We start from the raw sequence: 23,664 nt of genomic DNA on the forward strand, positions 1-23,664 counted from the left end.
TTCGGGGAGGTGAAGGATGGCCGATTTGCCGAAGTTCGTGCAGATCAACGAAGAAGGGCCGCGAGAAGGCTTTCAGATCGAGAAGGGTCCGATCTCGACCCGACGAAAGATTGAGCTGATCGATGCGCTTTCCGAGACCGGCTTAAACCACATTCAGACGGCGTCGTTCGTCAACCCGAAGCGCGTACCGGGGTGGGCAGACGCAGACGAGGTGGTTGCCGGCTTCACCCCGCGGCCCGGGGTGAAGTACACCGGCCTCTGGCTGAATGACAAAGGGCTTGAGCGTGCCATCGCCACCGGCAAGCTCTTCATTCGCGGATCGATCTCGCTCACCGCGTCCGAGAAGTTCCTGCTCCGCAACCAGCGCCGCACCTTCGCCGACAATGTCGAGGCGCAGCGGGGCATGATCCGTCTCTTCAAGCAGAACGGCATCGCGATCGAGCGCGGCGCAATCATGGCGGCGTTCGGCTGCAACTTCGAGGGCGACATCTCGACCGACCGCGTTCTGACCATGGTCAAGCAGATCATGGACCTTGCGGACGAGCACGACCTGACCATCAAGACGCTGAGCCTCGCCGATACGATGGCATGGGCGACGCCGCAGGACATCTACCGCGTCGTAGGCGCCGTGCGGGAGAAGTATCCCGACCTCGCGCTGGCGCTGCACCTGCATGACACCCGCGGCATGGCGATCGCCAATGCCTTCGCGGGCCTGCAGATGGGCGTCGGGATCTACGACGCGGCGGTGGGTGGCCTTGGCGGTTGCCCGTTCGCGGCGCACGGTGGCGCGGCCGGCAACATCTGCACCGAGGATCTGGTGTTCATGCTGCACGAGATGGGCATCGAGACCGGCATCGACCTCGAGAAGCTGCTAGACGTGGCGCGGCTGGCCGAGAACATCGTAGGGCATCCTTTGCCCGGGCACGTGAAGACCGGCGGAAGCCTCCAGACGCTTCGCCAGACCACTAAGACGGCGGCCTGATTCCAATGGTCTTTCAGATCACGCAAGCGCTCGGACGCTTCGTCGCCACCGCCGCCGAAAACGAGATGCCCGACCGAGCGCTCGAGACCGCACGCCTCGGATTCTCCGACTGCATCGGCGTGATGTACGCGGGCCGGAACGAGGAGGCCCCGAACCTCCTGGCCGGCGTGCTGGCGCCGAACCCGGGGAGCGCATCGCTGGTGCTTGGACACGGGCGCACGGCAGCCGCGCCCGAAGCCGCTTGGATCAACGGGGTCGCGGCGCATGCGCTCGACTTCGACGACGTGGGGGTCGGCGGCCATCCCAGCACAGTGATCGTTCCGGCGATCCTGGCCGAAGCCGAGCATCTTGACCTTTCGGGGTCCGAGATGCTGCGCGCGTACGTCGTGGGCTACGAGGCCTGGGCGGAGCTCTCCCTGCGCGAGCCGGGCTCGCTGCACGGCAAGGGCTGGCATCCCACCGGGATCTGGGGCGCCATCGCCGCCTCCGCCGCCTGCGCCCGACTGCGCGGCCTCGACGAACGGCGGGCAACGATGGCGGTCGCTCTCGGCGCCTCCATGTCCGCAGGGATCATGGCGAACTTCGGTACGATGACGAAGCCGTACCATGCCGGCCGTGCCGCTCATGCGGGCGTCATGGCGGCACGCCTTGCCGAGGCCGGATTCAGCTCGTCGCCCGACGCGATCGAGCATCCCCAAGGTCTCCTCTCGGCGGTGTCGCCGCGCGGCGAGGCGGACAAGGAGCGAGACAGCACGATCGGGCAGGTCTGGCAGATCGTGGAGCGGGGCCTGAACATCAAGAAGTTCCCGGCCTGCTACTGCACTCACCGTGCCATCGACGCCCTGATCGACCTTCGTGCGGAGAAGGGGATCGAGCCGGAAAAGGTCGACCGCATCACCGTGTCAATCAGTGATAGGTTCGCGACGATCCTGCGCAACCACCAGCCGCAGACGGGCCTGGAAGCGAAATTCAGCATGGAGTTCGCGATGGCAAGCGCCGCGATCCGCGGTCGCGTCAGCCTGATGGAGCTGACGGACGACTTCGTCACGCAGCCGGACGTCCAGGATTTGATGAGCCGCGTCGATCTGGATCTGACGCAGAACTACGATCCTGACCATCCGAACGCCGCGCTCTTCGACCAGGTCATGGTGCGCCTGAAAGACGGCGACGAGTTGAAGAGTGCCGAGGTGCGCTACGCGCGCGGGCACGCCCGAGAGCCCCTGACCGAAAGGGACCTGCAGGCCAAGTTCTCCGCCTGCATCGAATACGGGGGCGCCGAGCACGAGGCTCAAGGACTGTTCGACCGGCTTATGGCCTTGGAGGACCTGTCCGCGCGCGAGCTTCTTGCAGGCCACCGCGCCGCCCGGGTGGTGGCGTAAGCGCCGCGCAGCAGGCGTGCGAAGACCCTTCGTTCAACGCCTGTGGAGCCGTGAAACACGCCGCCATCGAATGCGAGGAGTGAGCGAGAGACGATGACCACCTGGCTGTTCCGCCGGCTGCTGCAAGCGGCCATGGTCGTCCTGGCGATGACCATCATCGTCTTCGTTGGCCTGCACGTGGTCGGCGATCCGGTAACGACCTTCGCGCCGCCCGAGGCGACACAGGCGGATCTTGCCCGCATCCGCGAGAACCTGGGCCTCGACCGACCGTTCGCGCTGCAATACGTGAGCTTTCTCTCCGACCTCGTCAGGGGTGATCTCGGCACGAGCTACGTCTACGGGGTCCCAGCTCTGGAACTCGTCCTCTCCCGCATGCCGGCGACGTTCGAACTCGCGGCGACGGCCATGGCGATCAGCATCGTCATCGGCATCGGGCTCGGCATCTACTGCGGTCTCTATCCGGAAAAGAGCGTCAGCCGCGCCATCATGGCGGGCAGCATCTTCGGCTTCTCGCTGCCGACCTTCTGGGTCGGGATCATGTTGATCATGCTCTTCTCGGTGGAGCTCGGCTGGCTGCCGAGCGGCGGTCGCGGAGAGACGGTAACCGTGCTCGGCCTGCGCTGGTCTTTCCTCACATGGGATGGACTTGCGCACCTGCTGCTGCCGGCGATCAACCTAGCGCTCTTCAAGATGTCGCTGCTCCTTCGCCTGACACGGGCGATCGTCCGCGAGACCCTGCCAAAGGACTACGTGAAGTTCGCTCGCGCCAAGGGGCTGCCGGAACGCCGGGTGCTCGGAGTGCACGTTCTCAAGAACATCATGATTCCGATCGTCACCATCATCGGGCTCGAACTTGGCTCTGTCGTGGCCTTCGCCGTGGTGACCGAGACGGTCTTCGCCTGGCCGGGCATGGGCAAGCTGATCATCGACAGCATCCAGATCCTCGATCGGCCGGTTATCCTGGCGTACCTCATCATCATCGTCCTGATGTTCGTCGTGCTGAACCTCATCGTCGATATTCTCTACGCGGTTCTCGATCCGCGCGTGCGCCAGGGGATGATGTCATGACCGCCCTCACCGAATACAGGACGAGTCCCCCGCCGCCGCAGAAGATGGAGAACGACCAGACCCAATTCCGGCAGTTCGTACGGCAGTTTCTCAACTCGCGTCTCGCCGTCGCCGGTCTCGTCGTCTTCGTGCTGATGGTGCTGGCGGCGATCCTCGCACCACTGGTGGCGCCGCAGGACCCGTACGACTTGAACACGCTCAACATCATGAATTCGTTTCTGCCGCCCCGGTCCGAAGACTTCATGGGCGAGTACGTGTTCTGGCTCGGCTCGGACGGGCAGGGCCGCGACATGCTCTCGGGCATGCTCTACGGCCTCAGGACCTCACTTACCGTAGGAGTCGGATCAGCCATTATCGCCTGCATGTTCGGCGCCTCGATGGGCCTGATGGCAGGGTTCTTCGGTGGGCGCTTCGACGCCCTCGTGATGCGACTGGTCGATCTGCACCTCTCGTTCCCGACGATCCTGATCGCGATGATGATCCTCGCCTTCCTCGGCCCCGGCCTCGTGAACGTGGTGGTTGCGATCATCGTCGTGGAATGGGCCTACTACGCGCGCACCGTGCGCGCGACGGCGCTGGTCGAGAACCAGCGGGAGTACATGGAGGCCGCCGACAGCCTCGTCCTCGGGCGGGCACGCAAGGTCTTTCGTCACCTGCTGCCGAACTGCCTTCCGCCGCTCATCGTCATCGCCACGATCCAGGTGGCTCGGGCCATCTCGCTCGAGGCGACACTGTCATTCCTGGGTCTCGGTGTCCCGATCACGGAACCATCGCTCGGCCTGCTGATATCCAATGGCTACGAGCAGGTCATCGCCGGCCGCTACTGGATCAGCGTCTACCCTGGCGTTGCGCTGCTGATCCTCATCGTCTCGATCAACCTCGTGGGCGACCACCTGCGCGAGATCCTCAATCCGAGCAATCAACGATGAATGCCCCGGCCCAGATACGCACCGGCGCGCCGACCCTCGATGTCCGTGGTCTGCGCACGACCTTCCATCTGCATGCGGGGCAGCTCCGCGCCGTCGACGACGTCTCGTTCAGCGTCGGCCGCGGCCAGATCATGGGGCTTGTGGGCGAATCTGGATCGGGCAAGTCGATTACCGGATTCTCCATCATGCGACTCATCGATCGACCCGGCCGAATTGACGGCGGAGAGATCCTCTTCCACGGCCGCGACCTGCTCCAGATCAGTGACCGCGACATGCGCCAGCTCCGCGGCACCAAGATCGCGATGATCCTGCAGGACCCGATGATGACCCTGAACCCGGTCCTGCGGGTCGAGACGCAGATGATCGAGACCATCCTCGCGCATGAGAAGGTCAGCAGGCGAGAGGCATGGGAGCGGTCACGCGATGCGCTTGGTCTCGTCGGCATCGCCTCGCCCGAAGAGCGGCTGCGGGCCTACCCGCACCAGTTCTCGGGGGGGATGCGCCAACGCGTCGCCATCGCCATAGCGATGCTGCATCGCCCCGATCTCATCATTGCCGACGAGCCGACGACCGCGCTCGACGTGACGATCCAGGCGCAGATCCTGTCCGAGGTCCAGCAGCTCGCGCGAAATTTCGACACGTCCTTCGTCTGGATCACGCACGACCTGTCGATCATCGCCGGGCTCGCTGACTCCATCGCCGTCATGTACGCCGGCAAGATCGTCGAGTCGGGCACCATCGACGAGGTTCTCGACCAGCCGATGCATCCCTACACGATGGGCCTGATCGACAGCATCCCGAGCCGGAGCGAGGGGCGCCGTCGACTGAAGCAGATCCCGGGCATGACGCCGAACATGCTGAACCTGCCCGCCGGCTGTCCCTTCCGCTCCCGCTGTGCCCACGCGACGTCGGTCTGCCAGCATACGCCGCGCCTCACGGCGCCGTCGCCGGGGCGCACCTTGCGGTGCTTCCACCCGCTCGCGGAGCCAGTGTCATGAGCCACCCTGTTCTCGCCCTGCATGGACTTAGCAAGCAGTTCACGACGCGGCAGGATCTTGCGGCGCGCCTGATGACCCGCTTCGGCATGGCGCGGAAGCCGCCGGTGGTGCGCGCGGTCGACGATGTGAGCCTCACGATAGACGAGGGTGAGGTGCTGGGCCTGGTCGGAGAATCCGGCTGCGGCAAGTCCACGCTCGGCCGCATCGTCGCCGGCATCCTGGAGCCGAGCGAGGGGCGCATCGAGTTCCGCGGCCAGAACGTGTCGTCGCTCTCCGGCCGCGAGCGCGACAACGCGAACCTCGCGCGCCAGATCATCTTCCAGGACCCGTTCTCGAGCCTCAATCCCAGGCAGCGCGTCGGCAGCATCGTGGGAGAGGCGCCGCGAAAGCATGGCATCATCAAGGGCGACTTCGATGCCTACGTCTGCGAGAAGCTCCGTGAGGCTGGACTCGACCCGGCGCTCCGCAGCCGGTTCCCGCACCAGTTCAGCGGCGGCCAGCGTCAGCGTATCGGCATCGCCCGTTCCCTGGCGGTCGATCCCGAGTTCATCGTCTGCGACGAGGCGGTGGCGGCGCTCGATGTCTCGATCCAGGCTCAGATCATCAATCTCTTCATGGACCTGCAGGAGCAGTTCAACCTCACATACCTGTTCATCAGTCACGACCTCGGCGTCGTGAACCACCTCGCGGACCGAGTTGCGATCATGTACCTCGGCCGCATCGTCGAGCAGGGCCCGAAGACGGAACTCTTCGCGCGGCCAAATCACCCGTACACCCAGGCTCTTCTCGCGGAAATTCCCCGCATCAGCGTCCGGCACAAGAGCTTCCATGCGATCAAGGGCGAGTTGCCAAGTCCGCTGGCGCCTCCGTCTGGCTGCCACTTCCATCCGCGCTGCCCGCACGCGATGGACATCTGCGCCCGCGTCGCCCCCAAGCTGCAGGAGGTAGCCCCGGGCCAGATCAGCGCCTGCCACCTCAACGACAAGTCCTGAAGAATTCTGTCCGCCGACCACGGGCACGACCCTCGGACAACTGCCGGCGTGGCGGAGAAGGTGGGATTCGAACCCACGGAAGGTTTTCACCTTCAACGGTTTTCAAGACCGCCGCATTCGACCACTCTGCCACTTCTCCCGCGGACGGCTTAGCCGCACGGGAGCGCTTTGTGAAGCGTCACCCCGCGGGCTTTTCAGCCGCCGCGGGTGGCGGTAGTGTGACGCGCAAGCGACCCGCCAAGCGGGCGGCAGGCCGATGGCCTGCGGATCGAGGCGAGGGCAAGGGCAGTGCGTTTTCAGCTCGGGGCAGTCTTGGTTCTGGTGATCATCCCGATCGCATCTTGCGACCGCGGCAGCCTGCGCGGGCCCTCGAGCGCGCCAAGTCCGGAGGCCGCTCGGATGTCGACCGGCGAAAGCGAGGTGGAGGCGCCGGATGTGCTGGAGATCACGGCAGAGGCGCTTTGGGACGGTCGTCCCTCGCTCGGCGGCGCGTGGGTTGCGCATCCGGATGTCGAGGATCCCGAGCGCGTGCGGATCGTCCGGACGTCGGACGGGACAGCGGTAGACGGTGCGCTCTTCCGCCGCGAGCGTGAGTTGCCGGGGCCGCCGCTGCAGGTTTCGTCCGAGGCGGCGGAGAGCCTCGGTCTGCTCGCCGGTCAGCCGGCCGAGCTGCGCGTGGTCGCTCTCAGGGAGGCGGAAACGGACGTCGTGGCGCTGACGCAGGCCGGCGGACCGGAGCGGCCTTACGTGCAGGCGGCAACCTTCCCCTCTGCCGGGGAGGCGGAAGCCGCGGCCGAGGATTTTCGCGCGGAGGGGCTCCGGGCTGAAGTCCGCAGGCGCGGCGGGAACGGTCGACCGACATGGCGCGTGCTTGTAGGTCCGGCCACGGACGAGGCGGCGCGCGAGGCCGCACGGGAACGTGTCGTGACACTGGGCTATGGCGATGCCTACTTCGTTGCCGAATAGGGAAAGGAGAATAGGAATGCTACGTGTTGTCATGGGCTTGGCTGCTTGTCTTCTCACGGTGGCGCCGGCCAGCGCCGCGTTCGAGACGCGGGCGCAATCGGCTTGGGTGGCCGATTTGACGACCGGAACCGTGCTGCTGGAAAAGCAGTCCGACGTTCCGTTGCCGCCTGCCAGCATGTCCAAGTTGATGACGCTCTACATGCTCTTCGAGGCGCTGAGGGACGGTCGCGTGACGATGGAGACGCGGTTTGGCGTATCTGATCGCGCTGCGGCGATGGGCGGTTCGACGATGTATCTCGATCAGCGTGACCGGCCGACGGTAGAGGAGCTGATCCAGGGCATCGTCGTGCAGTCGGGCAACGACTCGACCGTGGTCGTGGCCGAAGGGCTGGCGGGCACAGAGGATGCATTCGCGCGGCTGATGAACGATCGCGCGCAGGAACTCGGTCTGGAGAACTCGAGCTTCACCAACGCGAGCGGATGGCCGAACCCGAACCACCGCATGAGCATGGAGGATCTGGGGCGGTTGGCGTCGCTGCTGATCACCGAGTTTCCAGAGTACTACGGCTATTTCGCGCAGCAGGAGTTCCCGTTTGACGGGCGGGCGCCGCAGAACAGGTTCAACCGCAATCCGCTGCTCGGCCTCGGCATCGGCGCGGACGGGCTCAAGACCGGCCACACGCAGGAGGCGGGCTACGGCCTCGTCGGCTCGGCGCAGCAGGGCAGCCGGCGCATCGTCTTTGCTTTGAGTGGGATGCAAAGCGAGCAGGAGCGCTCGGAGGAGGCAGAGCGGGTCGTCAACTGGGCTTTCCGGCAGTTCGTCGAGAAGACGGTTGCGGAGGAGGGTCAGCGCTTCGGCGACGTGCCCGTCTGGATGGGGCAGCGGCCGCAGGTCGCGCTGGTGGCGCCGGAGGCGATGACGGTCCTGCTTCCTGCCACGCAGCGGGACGAGCCGCGGGCCGAGATCGTCTATCGGAGTCCGATTCAGGCGCCGATCGAGGCGGGCGAGCAGATCGCCGAACTCGTCATCCCGCGAGAGGACATGACCGAGGCGCGCCTGCCCCTCGTGGCCGAGCGCGCCGTTCCCGCGGGCGGCTTCGTGCCGCGGATCCGCAGCGCGGCGATCATCCTCTTCGACAAGGCGCTGGGAGAAGTTCAGGCGCTGCGCTGATGCCGGCGCGATTCATCTCGTTCGAGGGCATCGACGGCTCCGGCAAGACGACGCAGGCGGCGCTGCTTGCCGCCGCTATGCGGGACGCGGGGCGGGATGTCGTGCTGACGCGGGAGCCCGGCGGTTCGCCCGGCGCGGAATCGATCCGCCGCCTGCTGGTCGAGGGGAAGACCGATCGCTGGTCGCCCGAGACCGAGATCCTGCTCTTCACTGCCGCGCGCCGCGACCATCTGGAGCGCACGATCGCCCCCGCGCTCGCCGCCGGACGCGACGTGGTCTGCGACCGGTTCGCGGACAGCACGCGCGTCTACCAGGGCGCCGTCCGGGCGGATCTACGTGAGATGGTCGACGCGCTGCACGCCAGGACGATCGGCCGCGAGCCGGATCTGACCATCCTGATCGACACGGATGTCGACGTTGCGCGCCGGCGGGAGGGCGCCCGACGCTCCTCCGAGGACAGGTTCGAGCGCTTCGGCCCCGCCTTTCAGGATGCTCTGCGAAAAGGTTTTCTGGAGCTCGCCGCCAGCCGCCCCGACCGGTTTCACGTCATTGACGGCAGCCGTCCGGAGCAGGAGGTCGCGGCCGACGTCGCCCGCGCAGCCCTCGCATGAGCGAAGAAGCCGAGGAAGCCGACCGCGTCGCTGCGGCTCCCCATCCGCGTGAGACGCTGCGGCTGGTGGGGCAGGAGGCGGCCGAGCGCGCCTTTCTCGATGCACACGCGTCAGGACGCCTGCACCATGCGTGGCTGATCACCGGGCCGCGGGGCGTCGGCAAGGCGACCCTGGCATGGCGCATCGCGCGCTTCCTCCTGGCGCGAGGGACGGAAGGGCCAGCGGACACGGTCGACGTTCCCGAAGACCACCCGGTCGCACGCCGCGTCGCGTCGCTCGCCGAGGGCAGCGTCTTTCTCCTGCGCCGCAGCTGGGACGACAAGGCCAAGCGGCTCAAGACCGTCATCACGGTTGACGAGGTGCGCCGCCTCGCGGGGTTCTTCGGCCTATCGCGGCCCGACGGCGGGCATCGCATCGTCATTGTCGACGCCGCCGACGAGATGAACGTCCAGGCTGCGAACGCGCTCCTCAAGGTGCTCGAGGAGCCGCCGCGCGATGCAATCCTCCTGCTCGTCGCGCACCGCCCGGCCGCCCTTCTCCCCACCATCCGCTCGCGCTGCCGTGTCCTGCGATGCCAGTCGCTGGAGCCGGCGGCGCTTGCCGAGGCGCTTGCGGCGGCGGGCGTCGAGGCGGCTGGCGACGCCGCGGCCCTTGCGGAGCTCTCAGGCGGGTCGGTGGGCGAGGCTGTGCGGCTCGCCTCGGTCGAGGGGCCGGAGACGTACCGTCGCCTTGTGGCGCTCCTCGACACGGCGCCGCTCCTCGACAGGGCGGGAGCGCTGTCGCTCGCCAACGCGCTGACGGGACGGTCGAACGAGGCGCGGCTCGACGTGACGCTCAGGCTCTTCGACCTTGCGCTCGGCCGGCTGGCGCGCTGGGGGGCTAGCCATCCGCCGGCGGCGGAGGCGGCCCCGGGCGAGGCGGTGCTCGCCGCGCGACTCGCGCCCCATCCGGCGGCGTCGCGGCGATGGGCCGAGCTGCAGCAGGCGTTGGCGGCGCGGGCGCGCCACGCGCGGGCGGTCAACCTTGACCCTGCATCGCTTCTCCTTGATATGCTCCTCAAGGCCAACGACACGGCTGCACGCATCACCCCCCGCCGAGACGCATGACCCCGCCCGCGATCACCGACAGCCATTGCCACCTCGACTTTCCCCAGTTCGAGGGCGAGGTCGCGGCCTTGGTCGAGCGGGCCGCCGCCGCGGGCGTGCGGCGGATGGTGACGATCTGCACCCGTCTCAGGCAGGAGCCGCAGGTGCGGGCGATCGCCGAGGCGCATGAGGGCGTCTTCTACGCCGCCGGCACACATCCGATGAGCGCCGCGGAGGAGCCGCTGGCGACGGTGGATCAAGTGGTGGCGCTGGCGCGGCATCCGAAGATGGTGGGGATCGGCGAGACCGGGCTCGACTACCACTACACCGCCGAGAGCAAGGACGTGCAGCAGGAGAGCCTCCGCATCCACATCGAGGCCGCGCGCCGGACGGGCCTGCCGCTCATCATCCATGCGCGGGACGCGGACGAGGACATGGCGCAAATCCTGACGGAGGAACACCGCGCCGGCGCCTACGCCTGCGTGATGCATTGCTTCTCGTCCGGCGCCGACCTTGCGTGGGCGGCGCTGGACCTCGGCTTCTACCTCTCGATGTCCGGCATCGCCGCATTCCCGCGCTCCACCGAGCTACGCGATATCTTCGCCGCGGCGCCGGTCGAGCGGATCCTCGTCGAGACCGACGCGCCGTATCTCGCGCCTCCGCCGCACCGCGGCAAGCGGAACGAGCCTGGCTACACCGCCCATACCGCACGCGTCGGAGCCGACCTGTTCGGCATGACCTACGCCGATTTCGCCGCTGAGACCGAGGCCAATTTCGAGCGTCTCTTCCACAAGGCCGCCGCCTGGGCACAAGCCGCCTGATGGCGCGGCTCGTCTTCACGATCCTCGGCTGCGGATCGTCGGGCGGCGTGCCGCGGCTGGGCGGCCACTGGGGCGAGTGCGATCCGGCCGACCCGCGCAACAACCGTCGCCGCTGCTCGATGCTTGTCGAGCGTCGGGAGAACAATGGCACGACGCGGATCCTGATCGACACGTCGCCTGATCTGCGCGCGCAGCTTTTGGACGCCGGCGTGGGCGAGCTCGATGCGGTGGTCTACACCCACGGCCACGCGGATCACGTTCACGGCCTCGACGACCTGCGCATGATCGTCTTCAACATGCGCCGGCGCCTGCCGGTCTGGGCCGACGCCGAGACCGAGGCGAGCTTGCTCGCCCGCTTCGGCTACGCCTTCGTGCAGCCGGATGATTCGCACTACAAGCCGATATGCGAGATGAACCGGATCGATGGCACCATCCACGTCGACGGAGCCGGCGGGCCGGTCGAGCTGCGGCCTTTCCGCGTGCGGCACGGCTCGATCGATGCCCTCGGGTTCCGCGTCGGAGACTTGGCGTATCTTCCGGACATATCGGAGATGACGGACGAGGCGTGGGCAGCGGTGCACGATCTCGACTGCTGGGTGCTCGACGCGCTCCGGCGAACGCCGCACCCGACGCACACGCACCTCGCCCAATCGCTTGAGTGGATCGAGGAGGCGGGGCCGCGGCGGGCGGTGCTGACAAACATGCATATCGATCTGGATCACGCGACCGTCGCCGCGGAAACGCCGGCGCACGTGACGCCCGCCTACGACGGCATGACGATCATCTGCGAAACCTGAGGAGGCGCCCGTGCAGGGCCTGCTCGAGGCGATCATTCCAGTCTTCCTGGTGCTCGGCTTCGGCTACCTGGCTACTTGGCGTGGGCTCTTCCCGGACGCCGCGGTGAACGGACTGATGACGTTCGCGCAGTCGTTCGCACTGCCATGTCTGCTGTTCCGGGCTATCGCCGGCCTCGACCTCGGCGCCGCCTTCGACCTCAGGTTGCTGGGGCCGTTCTACATCGGCGCCGTCACCTGCTTTGCCGTCGGCATCGCCGGAGGGCGCCTCCTGTTTCGGCGGCCATGGGACCACGCGGTCGCGATCGGCTTCTGCACGCTCTTCTCGAACAGCCTGCTCCTCGGTCTCGCCATAACCGAACGGGCCTATGGCCCCGACGCGCTGGGGCCGAACTATGCGATCATCGCGCTTCACTCGCCCTTTTGCTATGTCGTTGGCCTGACGGCAATGGAGCTGGTCCGCGCCGGCGGGGACGGGCCATTACGCGCGGCACGCTCGATCCTCTACGCCGTCTTCCGCAATGGCCTCGTGTTGGGGATCCTCGCCGGACTGGCGATGAACCTCGCAGGCGTGGCGCTTCCGGCTGTCCTCTCCGATGCCGTCGACCTGATGGCGCGTGCGGCCCTGCCAGCGGCGCTGTTCGCGCTGGGCGGCGTCCTCTACCGCTACCGGCCAGAGGGCGATGTACTGGCAATTGCGTTCGTGTGCGCCGTGTCTCTGATCCTGCACCCGGCCATCGTCTGGAGCCTGTCGCAGCTCGTGGGGCTGGACCAGGCGGGACTGCGCTCCGCCGTCATCACCTCGGCCATGGCGCCCGGCATCAATACCTATCTCTTCGCCAACCTCTACGGCGTCGCGCGGCGAGTGGCGGCGTCGTCGGTGCTCGTAGGCACGGCGGCGTCGATCCTGACGACCTGGGTCTGGCTGGCGATCCTGCCGTAGGGTCAGGCGGCTTCGGCGGACGAAGGCGGCACGACGCGAGCGATCTCGGCGAGAAGGTCCGCGCGCCTTATGGGCTTTGCCAGGTAGCCCGAGATCCCGTGCGCGAGGTAGCGCTCCCTGTCCTCGGGCGCGGCGTCGGCCGTCAGCGCGATGACCGGCGTCTGCGAAATCCGCCCGCCGGCCTGCTTCATCTCCGCAATGGTCTGCGGGCCGTCCAGCACCGGCATGTGCATGTCGAGCAGCACCAGCGAGAAGTCGCGTTGTCTCAGGGCCTCGAGCGCTTCCTGCCCATTCTCCGCCTCGACGAGTTCCACGTGGTACTGCCGCAGCAGCGCGCGGACCACGTAGCGGTTGGACGCCGTGTCGTCGACGAGCAGGATCGAGCGGACCCCGACCAGAGATGCCGACTTGCCGCCGCTTGCGTCTGCCAAAGGCGACGGCTCGACGATTGCCGCACGGAACTTGAACGTAAAGATAGAGCCCTGCCCGGGCTGCGACGCGACGGTGATGTCTCCGCCCATCATGCGGGCGAAGCCGCGCGCGATCGAGAGGCCCAGTCCGGTGCCGGCGCTGGTAGGACGGTCTTCGCGCTCGATCCGGGCGAAGTCGCGGAAAAGCTGCTCCATGTCTTGATCGGTGAGGCCGGGTCCCTCGTCGGCGACATCGATGGAGAAAACCACTGCCTCTCCGTCGGGCTCGGCACGTACGATGACGTCGATGCGGCCGCGCTCACTGAACTTCACGGCGTTCGAGATCAGGTTGCTCAGAACCTGGCGAATGCGCAGCGGGTCGCAGCTGACCAGAGGAGGGATGTGCCCTTCTGTCCGCAGGGAGAGCGCGAGGCCCTTCTCCGCCGCCGGCATGTGGAACATCTCGACGACCTCGGAAACCTCCGGGCCGACACGCGTCGGAACGCAGGCGAGGCGAAAGCGACCCGCCTCGATCTTCGCGTGGTCGAGAACGTCGTCCACGATCGCCTTGAGCGACATGCTGGCCTTGAGCAGGAGTGTCGACCGCTCCTCGATCCGCTCGGGCTCAGGGTCCTCCCGCAGCGCCTGCGCCATTCCGTAAATCGCGTTCAGAGGCGTCCGGATCTCGTGGCTGATGGCGGCTAGAAACCGGCTCTTGGCCTTGCTTGCGGCCTGCGCCCTCTCGCTCGTCTGCAGCAGCTCGACGCGGGTCTGGTGCATGTCGATCATGCTTCGCAGGAGGTAGGCCACCATGACGGTCAGCAGCGCACCACCGGCCAGCGCATCCATCACGGTGCCGGTCAACAGGATCTCTCGGACGACCGCATAAAGTAGTCCAGCGATCAGCGGGATAGCCGATGCGAGACCAAAGAGCATCCAGGTCGAGCGCACCATGACGCAGTGGATGAGGGCCGTCGCGATGCCGCTGAAGGCGACGACCTTCGGAGCCACGCCGTCCACGTTCCAGATCTGGACCATGAACATGCTGAAGAGGCTGGCGCCGCTCCAAGCGAGGATCAGCAGGCCGGCCATCCAGCGGTGATCGATGCGCTTGTCGCAGCGCCGCATGTAGAACCAGCCGAGCAGCTCCAGGATCAGGTACGGCACGAAGAAGCCGACGGTGATCTGCAGCGGCAGGTACCAGGTCGCGAGGATCGCGGCGATCGAGATCGACAGGAAGCGGCTCGGCAGATCCCGCATGGTCTGGCGGTTCTGCAGCCTGATCTTTTCTGCGAGAGCCTTGTTAAGCGGCATGGATCACCTGCGCGGATGCCGGTGACCCTACCGGAGCGACTCTCAATCAGTAGTTACCGAAAGGCTCCAGGCTGGTGCGGTCGAGAAGACTCGAACTTCCACGGGTGTTACCCCACAGCGACCTCAACGCTGCGCGTCTACCAATTCCGCCACGACCGCACTGTCCCGGCTTGGGTGCCGGGGTCATAACCAAAGCGAAACTGCGTGTGAAGAGGCAATTTCGCCGGGGCCGGAAGAGGCGACCCCGGCCAGTGTGCCTATTGGTTGACGCTGAAAGTCGGCAGGACCGCCGCAGGCTGCGGAGACGGCAGCGCCGTCGAGTCCGCGTCGCCGCCGTTCAGTTCGGCCGCGGCAAGCGTGATGAGCGTTTGGCGCTCGGGCTGCCCGGGCGCGAAGACGGCCCGCTGACCCTGATCTATCGCTTCGGCGCTCATCTGGTACCAGGCGAGCGCGAGGTCCGGACGCTGCGAGGCGCCGAAGCCCTGTGCCAGGTGATGCCCCAGAAGCTCGCCGTAGACCCGCTCGCCAAGTGCTGTCAGCAGCAGGGCCGAACCAAGCGCGACTTCGAGGTCATCGGTCCTGTAGCCGACCGAGAGACAGATCCGGGACGTCCCCGCCAGCTGGGCCGGCGACAAGCCGGTCTCGAGCACGAACGACGCGACATCCGCCAGGACATCCGCCCCCGGCCGCAGCGACAGGGCCGAGACGTGCGGCCGCATCGTCGGCGCGAAGGCGCGGCACTGCTCGACCATCTCGGCGCTTGTGACGCCCTCGACCTTGCCGGCAAGCTCCTCGCCGGCGGCGATGGCGTAGGTCCGCGCGAGGCAGAACTGCTCGTTCAGCGCGAAAGCGGCGTCGGTCATCGTGGCCGGTGTGGTGAAACCGCCATTCGTGCTGGTCAGGAGCGAGACCTTGTTGCAGTGCGACGCCAGCGACTCCGCGGCGTCGGCACCCATGAAGTTGGGCAGCGACACCTGTGGAGCCGCTGCCGTAACGACCTCTGCGGCTTCCGGATCGAGGACGGTGGCTGGCGCGGCGGCGGCCACCGCGGGAGGCTGTGCTGCGACCTGCGGCTGAGGTCCGGCCATTGGAGGCATGGCCTGCGTGAACGCCATCTGAGGCTGCTGCATCCCGGCGAGGTGGGATCGGTAGGCGACCAGCAGCTCCTGCGGCGTCCGCACGCTCGTCACCGCCGCACCACCGGTCGAGGCCCAACTGTAGGCGGACATCAGGTAGTCGCGCTCGTGCGGCTGGATATGGCCGCTGGCCGGATAACCCATCTGCGCCTGGTAGCGGGAGACCGCCGCCCGCGTGCCCGGCCCTACGGCACCGTCCACCGCGCCTGCGCTGAAGCCGAAGTAGTTGAGCGCGGTCTGCATGTCGCGGTTGATCTGCCGCTGGGCACTGCTGACTGCGGGAGCGGAGCGACGGACGACCACGGTCCGCTGCTGCCGACGCTGCTGGTCCTTGGCGATCGCATGCCCGATAATGCCGCCGACGAGCGCGCCCGCAATGGCGTCGCCGGCATCCGCCGCGGCACGGCTGGCACCCGTGATGGCCACCGCCGACATGAGACATGCAGTTGTAAAGCGCCTAGCAAACATGGAAGAGCCTCCAGCTATGACTTTCGATATATGCGCGCGACCCTATCACGAATCCGTTGCTTGCCGGAGCGGAATCTGCCGATGCGTCAGCTGCTGGCCCGAGCGAGGGTGACGTGACGGCCTTCCTCACGTCCCGCGGCCTGACCGCATACGAGGAGGCGGTGCGCCGGATGGAGGCTCTTGCGGCGGGCATCGCGCGGGGCGAGGAGGACGAGGCGGTCTGGCTGGTTGAGCACCCGCCGCTCTACACCGCCGGGACGAGCGCACGGCCGGAGGATTTGCGCGACCCGTCGCGCTTCCCGGTCCATGCGACCCGCCGCGGCGGGCAGTACACCTATCACGGACCGGGACAGAGGGTCGTCTACGTCATGCTGGACGTCGGCGCGCGCGGGCGGGACGTGCGCCGCTTCGTTCATGCACTAGAGGAGTGGGTGATCGCGACGCTGGCCGAGTTCAGCGTCCGCGGCGAGCGGCGCGAGGGCAGGGTGGGCGTCTGGGTCGTGCGTCCCGAGAAGCCGTCGCACCCGGATGGCAGCGTCCGCGAGGACAAGATCGCCGCGATCGGTGTCCGTATACGCCGCTGGGTCAGTTTCCACGGCCTCTCCATCAACGTCGAGCCGGACCTGAGCCACTTTGACGGCATCGTGCCCTGCGGCATCGCCGGGCACGGCGTGACGAGTCTCGTCGATCTCGGTCTGCCGGTGACGATGGGCGACGTCGACGACGCGCTTCGCCGCACGTTTCCGAAGGTCTTTCCGTCTCTCCCGCCGATTCCCGAGCGCAGGGGCGCGACACTTTTTCCGCGGCAGCCGGTACAAGAGGGCGTTGCTCCTTCGCCGCGAGGACTTTAGAACGCCGAGAACGCGGCGCTCGTCGTGCGCCCGGATCGTGCAATCAGGAGACATCCCATGGCCGACGCCGCCGTACATGGCCACGAGCATGAGGACAATCGCGGGTTCTTCACCCGCTGGTTCATGTCCACGAACCACAAGGACATCGGCATCCTCTACCTGCTGACGGCTGCGCTCGCCGGCTTCATCTCGGTCGCCTTCACTGTCTACATGCGGCTCGAGCTGATGGATCCGGGCGTCCAGTACATGTGCCGCGAGGGTGCGCGACTGCTGCCCGCGGCGGTAGAGAATTGCACGCCGAACGGTCACCTCTACAACGTGCTCATCACCGCGCACGGTGTGCTGATGATGTTCTTCGTGGTGATCCCGGCGCTCTTCGGCGGCTTCGGCAACTTCTTCATGCCGCTGCAGATCGGCGCGCCAGACATGGCGTTTCCGCGGATGAACAACCTCAGCTACTGGCTGTTCGTCGCCGGCACCACGATGGCGGTCTGCTCGGTTTTCGCTCCCGGCGGCAACGGTCAGGCGGGCTCCGGTATCGGCTGGGTGCTCTACCCGCCCCTCTCGACAACCGAGCAGGGCTTCTCGACCGATCTTGCGCTCTTCGCGGTCCACCTGTCCGGTGCATCCTCGATCCTCGGCGCGATCAACATCATCACGACCTTCCTCAACATGCGGGCTCCGGGCATGACCCTCTTCAAGGTGCCGCTGTTCGCATGGTCGATCTTCGTCACCGCCTGGCTGATCCTGCTGGCGCTGCCGGTACTTGCGGGCGCGGTCACGATGCTGATCACCGACCGCAATTTCGGCACCACGTTCTTCGACCCGGCGGGTGGGGGCGACCCGGTGCTCTACCAGCACATCCTGTGGTTCTTCGGGCACCCCGAGGTCTACATCGTGATCCTGCCCGCCTTCGGCATCGTCAGCCACGTCGTGGCGACGTTCAGCCGCAAGCCGATCTTCGGCTACCTGCCGATGGTCTGGGCGCTGATCGCGATCGGCGTGCTCGGCTTCGTCGTCTGGGCGCACCACATGTACACGGTGGGGATGAGCCTGACCCAGCAGAGCTACTTCATGCTGGCGACGATGGTTATCGCGGTGCCGACCGGCATCAAGATCTTCTCATGGATCGCCACGATGTGGGGCGGAAGCCTGTCGTTCGAGACGCCGATGCTCTTCGCGATCGGCTTCATCTTCCTCTTCACGGTGGGCGGCGTGACTGGCATCGTGCTGAGCCAGGCATCGATAGACCGCTACTACCACGACACCTATTATGTGGTGGCGCACTTCCACTACGTGATGAGCCTCGGCGCCGTCTTCGGGATCTTTGCGGGGATCTACTACTGGTTCTCCAAGATGACCGGGCGCCAGTATCCCGAGTGGGCGGGCAAGGTGCACTTCTGGACGTTCTTCATCGGCGCCAACCTCACCTTCTTCCCGCAGCACTTCCTCGGCCGGCAGGGGATGCCGCGCCGCTACATTGACTATCCGGACGGGTTCGCCTTCTGGAACAGCGTGTCGAGCTGGGGCGCGTTCCTCTCCTTCGCCTCGTTCCTGTTCTTCATCGGTGTGATCGCCTACTCGCTTTTCCGCGGTGCGCGCGAGGCCCGGCCTAACTACTGGAACGAGCACGCGGACACGCTCGAGTGGACGCTACCGACGCCGCCGCCCGAGCACACGTTCGAGACGCTGCCGAAGCGCACCGACTGGGACCGCAGCGTCGCGCACTGAGGGCGATGCCGCTTGAATGGCAAGAAACAAGAGACGCGGCCCCCGACGGGGCCGTGTCCTGCATTGCGCCGGTGCTTCGGTTACACCTCTGGCCGCACAGGTCCCTCAGCGCGAACGGCTTTGTCACGTTCGTAGGCGCGACCGCGGCATTGCTGGCGGTGCCGCTCCTGCCCCTGATCGGGACGGTGCTTGTCTGGATGCTCCTGCCCTTCCTGCTTGGTGCGCTGGCGCTGGTCTGGGTGGCGCTGCGGGTCAGCGCGGCGCAGGGGCGCCTGACCGAGACGCTGTCTCTCGCGCCACGGAGGGTCGAGCTGGTGCGACGCGAGGTGCACGGCGACGAGCGGCTCTGGTCAGCGGACCCAGCGTGGGTCAGCGTCCATCTCCATCGCACAGGCGGTCCGGTGGAGAACTACCTCACTCTGCGCGGCGGCGCTCGTGAGGTGGAGATCGGCGCGTTCCTCTCTGCCGAGGAGCGGCTGGCGCTTCATTCCGAACTCGAAAGCGCGCTGATTCGCATCAAGCGGACCTGCGGCGCAGAGCGGAGCGCAGCTACCCTAAGCGCGCTTTGACCATTGGGCCAACGGCGGCGAAGTCCATCCGGCCCGGGTACTCGGACTTCAGGATGCCCATGACCCGGCCCATGTCACGAATCGAGCTCGCGCCGGCCTCCGCGATAGCTTGGTCGATGGCTGCCGACACCTCGTCCTTGGAGAGCCTCCGCGGCAAGAAGCCTTCGATGATGGCGATCTCCCGGCGCTCCTTCTCGGCAAGCTCCAGCCGCCCGCCTTCCTCGTAGGCGCGGGCGCTCTCGTGCCGCTGCTTCACCATCTTGCCGAGGATCTGCAGCACGATTTCGTCGGTGACGCCACCCTCCTCGCTCTGCCCGCGCATCGCTATGTCGCGATCACGGATGGCGGCGTTGATGAGGCGCAACGTGGAGACACGCTCCGCCTCCTTGTCGCGCATGGCGACCTTGAGCGCGTCCTCGATCTGGTTCCGCAGCGCCATTCGGTGCCTCGCCTCTTGCATCCTGAGGCGCGGAGATAGCCCGGCGGCCGCCAAGGGACAACTGGCATCCCCGACGCAGCCTTGACCCCTCCAAGGGGCGGTCATAGGTTCCGCGCCGTCCCGCCCCCTGGAGAGCACCGATGATCGCGCACCCGACCGCCTGTCTTGCCCTCGCCGACGGGACCGTGTTCTTCGGTCGCGGCTTCGGCGCCACTGGTCAGACGGTGGCCGAACTCTGCTTCAACACGGCGATGACCGGCTATCAGGAGATCATGACGGATCCGTCTTACGCGGGTCAGATCGTCACCTTCACCTTCCCCCACGTCGGCAACGTCGGCGTGACGCCGGAAGACGAGGAGGCGGCGGACCCGGTCGCGTCCGGTCTCGTGGTGAAATGGGACCCGACCGAGCCTTCGAACTGGCGCGCCGCCGAGGCGCTGGCGCCGTGGCTCGAGCGGCGGGGCCGGATCGGCATCGGCGGCATCGACACCCGGCGGCTGACGCGTGCGATCCGGCATCAGGGTGCCCCGCATGTCGCGCTGGCGTACGACCCCGAGGGGCGCTTCGACATCGCCGAACTGGTGGCAAAGGCACGCGCCTTTCCCGGGCTGGTCGGCCGTGACCTTGCGCGGGACGTCACCTGCGCCCAGTCCTACCGCTGGAACGAGATGCGGTGGGCCTGGCCCGAGGGTTACGCCCGCCGCGAAGAGCCGGGCCTGCGCGTGGTCGCCATCGACTACGGCGCCAAGCGCAACATCCTTCGTTCGCTGGCGTCGGCGGGCTGTGACGTCACTGTCTTGCCGGCGACCGCGACCGCGCAGGACATCCTCGACCTCGATCCGCAGGGCCTGTTCCTCACCAACGGTCCCGGCGATCCCGCCGCCACGGGAGAATACGCCGTGCCGATGATCCGCGAGGTGCTGGACCGGACAGAGCTACCCGTCATGGGCGTCTGCCTCGGGCACCAGGTGCTGGCGCGCGCCCTCGGCGCGCGCACCATCAAGATGAACCACGGCCACCATGGCGCGAACCATCCGGTCAAGGACCGCGAGACGGGCAAGGTCGAGATCACCTCGATGAATCACGGTTTTACCGTCGACTCGCAGAGCCTCCCCGAGAACGTGATCGAGACGCACGTCTCGCTCTTCGACGGGTCGAACTGCGGCATTCGCATGCGCGACCGACCGGTCTTCTCCGTCCAGTACCACCCGGAGGCGAGCCCGGGCCCGCAAGACAGTTACTACCTCTTCGAGCGATTCGCGTCCTCGATGCAGCGCGGCTGAGGGCGGCGTTAACCATCCGTTACCGTTAATTCTTCCTTTACCGCTCGGGCGCAGATAACGCCGGTACGTTCGTCGCGCCGGCTGCCATGCTCCAGACCAATCTCCGCCTAGTTACCGATACCGCGCGCCCGGCCGACGGGCCTGCGCAGGCGCCGCGTGAACGACCGGACCTCGGCGCGCTGCTCGTCGAGCGCGGGCTCGTCTCGCACCGCGATCTGGTGCAGGCGCAGGTCATGCAGGCCGGACGCGACCTGCGGCTCGAGGATGTGCTGCTGGCACACGGCCTGGTTTCGGAAGCAGATCTCTACGAAACGGTGGCCCAGCAGTGGGGAGGTTCGCTCGCCGATCTCGTCGAGGAGCCAGCCGACGCGCGCCTTGTCGATGCGGTCGGCGCGTCACGATGCCTGCGCGAGCGGATGGTTCCCTGGCGGCGCGCCGGCAGCGACGTCGTCATCGCCACCAGCCGCCCGGACCTCTTCGAGGCGCAGAAGGACGCGCTCGCGCAGATCGTCGGTCCTGTCCGGATGGCCGTGGCCGCTCCGCAGGCGGTGGAGCGGGCCATCCTCGCCGTGCGGCAGCGCCACCTGGCGCGTCTTGCCGAACTTCGGGTGCCGGCCGAGATGAGCTGCCGCGGCCGCCTGGGGCGACTGGTGGCCGCGGCGGTGCTGACGCTGACGTTGGCGGGCCTCGCGCTCACGGCGCTCGAGCCGCTGGTGGGCTTCGGCATCTTTGCCGCGTGGGCGGTGCTGACCTTGGTCGCGACGGCGGCGCTGAAGGCCGCGGCGACGGTGGCCGTCCTGCGCGACCGGAAACGCGGTGCATCCGGCGAGGCCGCGGTGACGCCACTGACGCGGATGCCGGCGGTTTCCATCCTCGTGCCGCTCCTCCGTGAGAAGGAGATCGCGGGTCGGTTGATTGCGCGGCTGTCGCGCCTCGACTACCCGCACGAGTTGCTCGACATCTGCCTCGTCGTCGAGGAGGACGACACCGTCACGCAGCAAACGATCGCGGAGACGGTCCTGCCGCCATGGATGCGGCAGGTCGTCGTGCCGCACGGCGGGGTGCAGACAAAGCCGCGCGCGCTGAACTACGCGCTCGATTTCTGCCGCGGCTCCATCATCGGCGTCTACGATGCCGAGGATCGGCCAGACCCCGACCAGATCCGGCACGTGGTGACCGGCTTCGCAATGCGCGGACCCGAGGTCGCGTGTCTCCAGGGCGTGCTCGACTACTACAACGCGTCGCAGAACTGGCTCTCGCGATGCTTTACCATCGAGTACGCCGCATGGTTCCGCCTGGTCCTGCCGGGTCTCGCGCGACTAGGGCTCGTTGTGCCGCTAGGGGGAACAACGTTGTTCTTTCGCCGCGACGTGCTGGAAGCGCTGGGCGGCTGGGACGCGCACAATGTCACCGAGGATGCCGACCTGGGCCTGAGACTGGCGCGCCGCGGCTATCGAACGGAACTCCTGACGACGGTGACGCAGGAGGAAGCGAACTGCCGGGCCTGGCGGTGGGTGAAGCAGCGCTCGCGCTGGCTCAAGGGCTACGCGATGACCTATGCCGCGCACATGCGAGACCCGGTTTGCCTGTGGCGCGATCTGGGGGCCTGGCGCTTCTTTGGCGTGCAGGTGATGTTCCTCGGCACGCTGTCGCAGTTCGCACTGGCGCCGGTGCTCTGGTCCTTCTGGCTGCTCTTTCTTGGGCTGCCCCACCCGATGGCGGGGACGCCGGCGCCGGTCCTCTGGACCATCGGCGGCCTGTTTCTGGCGACGGAGGCACTGAATGTCGCCGTCGCCGCGCTGGGCGTGGCAAGGCCGTCGCACCGTTGGCTGATCCCTTGGGCGCCGACGCTCCATGTCTACTACTCGCTTGGTGCCATTGCGGCATGGAAAGGGCTGCTGGAGCTGCTGACGAAGCCGTTCTTCTGGGACAAGACCCAGCATGGCGTGTCGCCTGGTGTCGCTGGTGCCAAGCCGACAGCCGTTCCCGCGCCGCCGCGGCCGCCCCAGCTGCTCGGCGAACCGGCGCAGGAGGTCGGACGGGCCGGCTGAGGCTCAACCCTCCGCACCCGCCTCGTGCCTGAGGCGCGTCTCGTAGACGGCCGGGATGTGCCACCGCTGGCCACGTCCGCCGCAGGCCCGTCACCCCGCGCGATCGCGTCGACGATGAACGCGTGCTCGTCGAGCGCGACGGGCGCCGCGACCCTGAACGGCCAGCGACGTCTCAGCCATCAGCGCCATGGAGCGGTGACGAGGTCGAGCTGCTGGACCAGGTGGCGGTTGTGCGACGCGAGGTGGATCTGCCGGTGAACGCGTCGGTTCGCCCGCGCGAGGGCAGGGGGATCGCCGACCAGCGACCGATCCTCCTCCAGCATGGCCGACAGCACCCGCACCTCCTCTCCGATCGCATGCCGCACCGCCTCCTGAGCGGCGAGCGCCTCGAGCCCTGCGTGGACCACATAGAGCTCCGCCCTCTGGTTGTGGTCGAGCGCCGCTACGATCAGGCTGCGCCCGTCCCGCACCAGCAGGGACTGCTTCTCGAGCCGCTGGGGCGCCTCGCGCTCGGCGTCTGCGAGACAGCGAAACGCTTGCCCAGCTCGCTCTCCACCAGCCGGTCGCCGGGGCGATAGATGCCGGTGTCGATCGCCTGCAGGATCGGATCGTAGGCGTCTCTCTGCGGCTTGGCTCCGGTCATGGCGCAACCTATCCCCCGCCCCCGCGGCCT

Annotated in this window: 20 protein-coding genes, 2 tRNA genes and 2 pseudogenes; 18 read left to right on the forward strand and 6 right to left on the reverse strand. The window is 67.3% G+C overall.

Annotation, left to right across the window (positions count from 1 at the left end):
- Positions 1 to 16: 16 nt before the first annotated feature.
- From JM664_RS09420 to JM664_RS09445, 6 genes are all read left to right on the forward strand, one after another.
- A complete protein-coding gene (locus JM664_RS09420) occupies positions 17 to 982 on the forward strand; it encodes a hydroxymethylglutaryl-CoA lyase (RefSeq protein ID WP_227419653.1) in 966 nt (321 codons plus the stop codon).
- Between the two features lie 5 nt (positions 983 to 987).
- Positions 988 to 2,361, forward strand: a complete 1,374-nt coding sequence (locus JM664_RS09425) for an MmgE/PrpD family protein (protein ID WP_227419654.1) — start codon at positions 988 to 990, stop codon at positions 2,359 to 2,361.
- Positions 2,362 to 2,454: 93 nt separating this feature from the next.
- Complete coding sequence (locus tag JM664_RS09430; RefSeq protein WP_227419655.1) at positions 2,455 to 3,429, forward strand: ABC transporter permease; 975 nt, start codon at positions 2,455 to 2,457, stop codon at positions 3,427 to 3,429.
- Complete coding sequence (locus tag JM664_RS09435; RefSeq protein ID WP_227419656.1) at positions 3,426 to 4,358, forward strand: ABC transporter permease; 933 nt, start codon at positions 3,426 to 3,428, stop codon at positions 4,356 to 4,358. The genes JM664_RS09430 and JM664_RS09435 overlap by 4 nt, the downstream gene beginning before the upstream one ends.
- Entirely contained in the window at positions 4,355 to 5,356 is a 1,002-nt protein-coding gene (locus JM664_RS09440) for an ABC transporter ATP-binding protein (protein WP_227419657.1), read from the forward strand. Before JM664_RS09435 ends, JM664_RS09440 begins: the two co-directional genes overlap by 4 nt.
- Positions 5,353 to 6,348, forward strand: coding sequence for an ABC transporter ATP-binding protein (locus JM664_RS09445; RefSeq protein ID WP_227419658.1), 996 nt, complete (start codon positions 5,353 to 5,355; stop codon positions 6,346 to 6,348). The genes JM664_RS09440 and JM664_RS09445 overlap by 4 nt, the downstream gene beginning before the upstream one ends.
- Before the next feature lie 49 nt (positions 6,349 to 6,397).
- Here the strand turns inward: JM664_RS09445 and JM664_RS09450 are convergent.
- Positions 6,398 to 6,487: transfer RNA gene (locus JM664_RS09450), tRNA-Ser, on the reverse strand.
- Between the two features lie 260 nt (positions 6,488 to 6,747).
- On the opposite strand from JM664_RS09450, the gene JM664_RS09455 reads away from it, so the two are divergent.
- Genes JM664_RS09455 through JM664_RS09485 form a run of 7 tightly spaced genes read left to right on the forward strand, consistent with a single transcriptional unit; the run spans position 6,748 to position 12,739 of the window.
- Positions 6,748 to 7,314: an SPOR domain-containing protein gene (locus JM664_RS09455; RefSeq protein ID WP_227419659.1), complete on the forward strand. Its 567-nt coding sequence runs from the start codon at positions 6,748 to 6,750 to the stop codon at positions 7,312 to 7,314.
- A gap of 16 nt (positions 7,315 to 7,330) precedes the next feature.
- Positions 7,331 to 8,485, forward strand: coding sequence for a D-alanyl-D-alanine carboxypeptidase family protein (locus JM664_RS09460; protein ID WP_227419660.1), 1,155 nt, complete (start codon positions 7,331 to 7,333; stop codon positions 8,483 to 8,485).
- The gene (gene tmk, locus JM664_RS09465) at positions 8,485 to 9,096 is read left to right on the forward strand and encodes a dTMP kinase (RefSeq protein ID WP_227419661.1); all 612 of its coding nucleotides are present in this window, start codon (positions 8,485 to 8,487) and stop codon (positions 9,094 to 9,096) included. Before JM664_RS09460 ends, tmk begins: the two co-directional genes overlap by 1 nt.
- The gene (locus JM664_RS09470; protein WP_227419662.1) at positions 9,093 to 10,202 is read left to right on the forward strand and encodes a DNA polymerase III subunit delta'; all 1,110 of its coding nucleotides are present in this window, start codon (positions 9,093 to 9,095) and stop codon (positions 10,200 to 10,202) included. The genes tmk and JM664_RS09470 overlap by 4 nt, the downstream gene beginning before the upstream one ends.
- Positions 10,199 to 11,002 (forward strand): TatD family hydrolase, encoded by an 804-nt coding sequence (locus JM664_RS09475; RefSeq protein ID WP_227419663.1) that lies wholly within the window; start codon positions 10,199 to 10,201, stop codon positions 11,000 to 11,002. The genes JM664_RS09470 and JM664_RS09475 overlap by 4 nt, the downstream gene beginning before the upstream one ends.
- A complete protein-coding gene (locus tag JM664_RS09480) occupies positions 11,002 to 11,799 on the forward strand; it encodes an MBL fold metallo-hydrolase (RefSeq protein ID WP_227419664.1) in 798 nt (265 codons plus the stop codon). The genes JM664_RS09475 and JM664_RS09480 overlap by 1 nt, the downstream gene beginning before the upstream one ends.
- Before the next feature lie 10 nt (positions 11,800 to 11,809).
- The gene (locus JM664_RS09485; RefSeq protein ID WP_227419665.1) at positions 11,810 to 12,739 is read left to right on the forward strand and encodes an AEC family transporter; all 930 of its coding nucleotides are present in this window, start codon (positions 11,810 to 11,812) and stop codon (positions 12,737 to 12,739) included.
- Between the two features lie 2 nt (positions 12,740 to 12,741).
- On the opposite strand, the gene JM664_RS09490 is transcribed toward JM664_RS09485, so the two are convergent.
- From JM664_RS09490 to JM664_RS09500, 3 genes are all read right to left on the reverse strand, one after another.
- Positions 12,742 to 14,409: an ATP-binding protein gene (locus JM664_RS09490; RefSeq protein WP_227419666.1), complete on the reverse strand. Its 1,668-nt coding sequence runs from the start codon at positions 14,407 to 14,409 to the stop codon at positions 12,742 to 12,744.
- 126 nt (positions 14,410 to 14,535) lie between these two features.
- A tRNA-Leu gene (locus JM664_RS09495) sits at positions 14,536 to 14,622 on the reverse strand.
- Positions 14,623 to 14,720: 98 nt separating this feature from the next.
- A complete protein-coding gene (locus JM664_RS09500) occupies positions 14,721 to 16,034 on the reverse strand; it encodes a peptidoglycan-binding domain-containing protein (protein ID WP_227419667.1) in 1,314 nt (437 codons plus the stop codon).
- Positions 16,035 to 16,180: 146 nt separating this feature from the next.
- On the opposite strand from JM664_RS09500, the pseudogene lipB reads away from it, so the two are divergent.
- The 3 genes and pseudogenes from lipB to JM664_RS09515 form a co-directional block, all read left to right on the forward strand.
- A pseudogene (lipB, locus tag JM664_RS09505) lies at positions 16,181 to 16,825 on the forward strand (lipoyl(octanoyl) transferase LipB); the annotation flags it as partial.
- 150 nt (positions 16,826 to 16,975) lie between these two features.
- Positions 16,976 to 18,649, forward strand: a complete 1,674-nt coding sequence (gene ctaD, locus JM664_RS09510; protein WP_227419668.1) for a cytochrome c oxidase subunit I — start codon at positions 16,976 to 16,978, stop codon at positions 18,647 to 18,649.
- Positions 18,650 to 18,654: 5 nt separating this feature from the next.
- Positions 18,655 to 19,218 (forward strand): DUF2244 domain-containing protein, encoded by a 564-nt coding sequence (locus tag JM664_RS09515; protein ID WP_264465596.1) that lies wholly within the window; start codon positions 18,655 to 18,657, stop codon positions 19,216 to 19,218.
- Here the strand turns inward: JM664_RS09515 and JM664_RS09520 are convergent.
- Positions 19,199 to 19,657: a GatB/YqeY domain-containing protein gene (locus tag JM664_RS09520; protein WP_227419670.1), complete on the reverse strand. Its 459-nt coding sequence runs from the start codon at positions 19,655 to 19,657 to the stop codon at positions 19,199 to 19,201. The genes JM664_RS09515 and JM664_RS09520 overlap by 20 nt on opposite strands.
- A 140-nt stretch (positions 19,658 to 19,797) precedes the next feature.
- Between JM664_RS09520 and carA the strand changes: the two genes are divergently transcribed.
- Positions 19,798 to 20,940 (forward strand): glutamine-hydrolyzing carbamoyl-phosphate synthase small subunit, encoded by a 1,143-nt coding sequence (gene carA, locus JM664_RS09525; RefSeq protein WP_227419671.1) that lies wholly within the window; start codon positions 19,798 to 19,800, stop codon positions 20,938 to 20,940.
- A gap of 86 nt (positions 20,941 to 21,026) precedes the next feature.
- Positions 21,027 to 22,991 (forward strand): glycosyltransferase family 2 protein, encoded by a 1,965-nt coding sequence (locus JM664_RS09530; RefSeq protein ID WP_227419672.1) that lies wholly within the window; start codon positions 21,027 to 21,029, stop codon positions 22,989 to 22,991.
- A gap of 3 nt (positions 22,992 to 22,994) precedes the next feature.
- Here JM664_RS09530 and JM664_RS09535 read toward each other — a convergent pair.
- Positions 22,995 to 23,634: pseudogene (locus tag JM664_RS09535) on the reverse strand (GntR family transcriptional regulator).
- Between the last annotated feature and the right edge of the window lie 30 nt (positions 23,635 to 23,664).

It is taken from the genome of Roseitranquillus sediminis (assembly GCF_016918935.1).
GTDB lineage: Bacteria > Pseudomonadota > Alphaproteobacteria > Rhodobacterales > Rhodobacteraceae > Roseitranquillus > Roseitranquillus sediminis.

Excerpts from the sequence above, each read along its gene's own strand:
- JM664_RS09420 (WP_227419653.1), top strand. The coding sequence starts at position 17 with ATGGCCGATTTGCCGAAGTTCGTGCAGATCAACGAAGAAGGGCCGCGA.
- JM664_RS09425 (WP_227419654.1), top strand. The coding sequence starts at position 988 with ATGGTCTTTCAGATCACGCAAGCGCTCGGACGCTTCGTCGCCACCGCC.
- JM664_RS09430 (WP_227419655.1), top strand. The coding sequence starts at position 2,455 with ATGACCACCTGGCTGTTCCGCCGGCTGCTGCAAGCGGCCATGGTCGTC.
- JM664_RS09435 (WP_227419656.1), top strand. The coding sequence starts at position 3,426 with ATGACCGCCCTCACCGAATACAGGACGAGTCCCCCGCCGCCGCAGAAG.
- JM664_RS09440 (WP_227419657.1), top strand. The coding sequence starts at position 4,355 with ATGAATGCCCCGGCCCAGATACGCACCGGCGCGCCGACCCTCGATGTC.
- JM664_RS09445 (WP_227419658.1), top strand. The coding sequence starts at position 5,353 with ATGAGCCACCCTGTTCTCGCCCTGCATGGACTTAGCAAGCAGTTCACG.
- JM664_RS09455 (WP_227419659.1), top strand. The coding sequence starts at position 6,748 with ATGTCGACCGGCGAAAGCGAGGTGGAGGCGCCGGATGTGCTGGAGATC.
- JM664_RS09460 (WP_227419660.1), top strand. The coding sequence starts at position 7,331 with ATGCTACGTGTTGTCATGGGCTTGGCTGCTTGTCTTCTCACGGTGGCG.
- tmk (WP_227419661.1), top strand. The coding sequence starts at position 8,485 with ATGCCGGCGCGATTCATCTCGTTCGAGGGCATCGACGGCTCCGGCAAG.
- JM664_RS09470 (WP_227419662.1), top strand. The coding sequence starts at position 9,093 with ATGAGCGAAGAAGCCGAGGAAGCCGACCGCGTCGCTGCGGCTCCCCAT.
- JM664_RS09475 (WP_227419663.1), top strand. The coding sequence starts at position 10,199 with ATGACCCCGCCCGCGATCACCGACAGCCATTGCCACCTCGACTTTCCC.
- JM664_RS09480 (WP_227419664.1), top strand. The coding sequence starts at position 11,002 with ATGGCGCGGCTCGTCTTCACGATCCTCGGCTGCGGATCGTCGGGCGGC.
- JM664_RS09490 (WP_227419666.1), bottom strand. The coding sequence starts at position 14,409 with ATGCGGGATCTGCCGAGCCGCTTCCTGTCGATCTCGATCGCCGCGATC.
- JM664_RS09500 (WP_227419667.1), bottom strand. The coding sequence starts at position 16,034 with ATGTCGGCGGTGGCCATCACGGGTGCCAGCCGTGCCGCGGCGGATGCC.
- ctaD (WP_227419668.1), top strand. The coding sequence starts at position 16,976 with ATGGCCGACGCCGCCGTACATGGCCACGAGCATGAGGACAATCGCGGG.
- JM664_RS09515 (WP_264465596.1), top strand. The coding sequence starts at position 18,655 with ATGCCGCTTGAATGGCAAGAAACAAGAGACGCGGCCCCCGACGGGGCC.
- JM664_RS09520 (WP_227419670.1), bottom strand. The coding sequence starts at position 19,657 with ATGGCGCTGCGGAACCAGATCGAGGACGCGCTCAAGGTCGCCATGCGC.
- carA (WP_227419671.1), top strand. The coding sequence starts at position 19,798 with ATGATCGCGCACCCGACCGCCTGTCTTGCCCTCGCCGACGGGACCGTG.
- JM664_RS09530 (WP_227419672.1), top strand. The coding sequence starts at position 21,027 with ATGCTCCAGACCAATCTCCGCCTAGTTACCGATACCGCGCGCCCGGCC.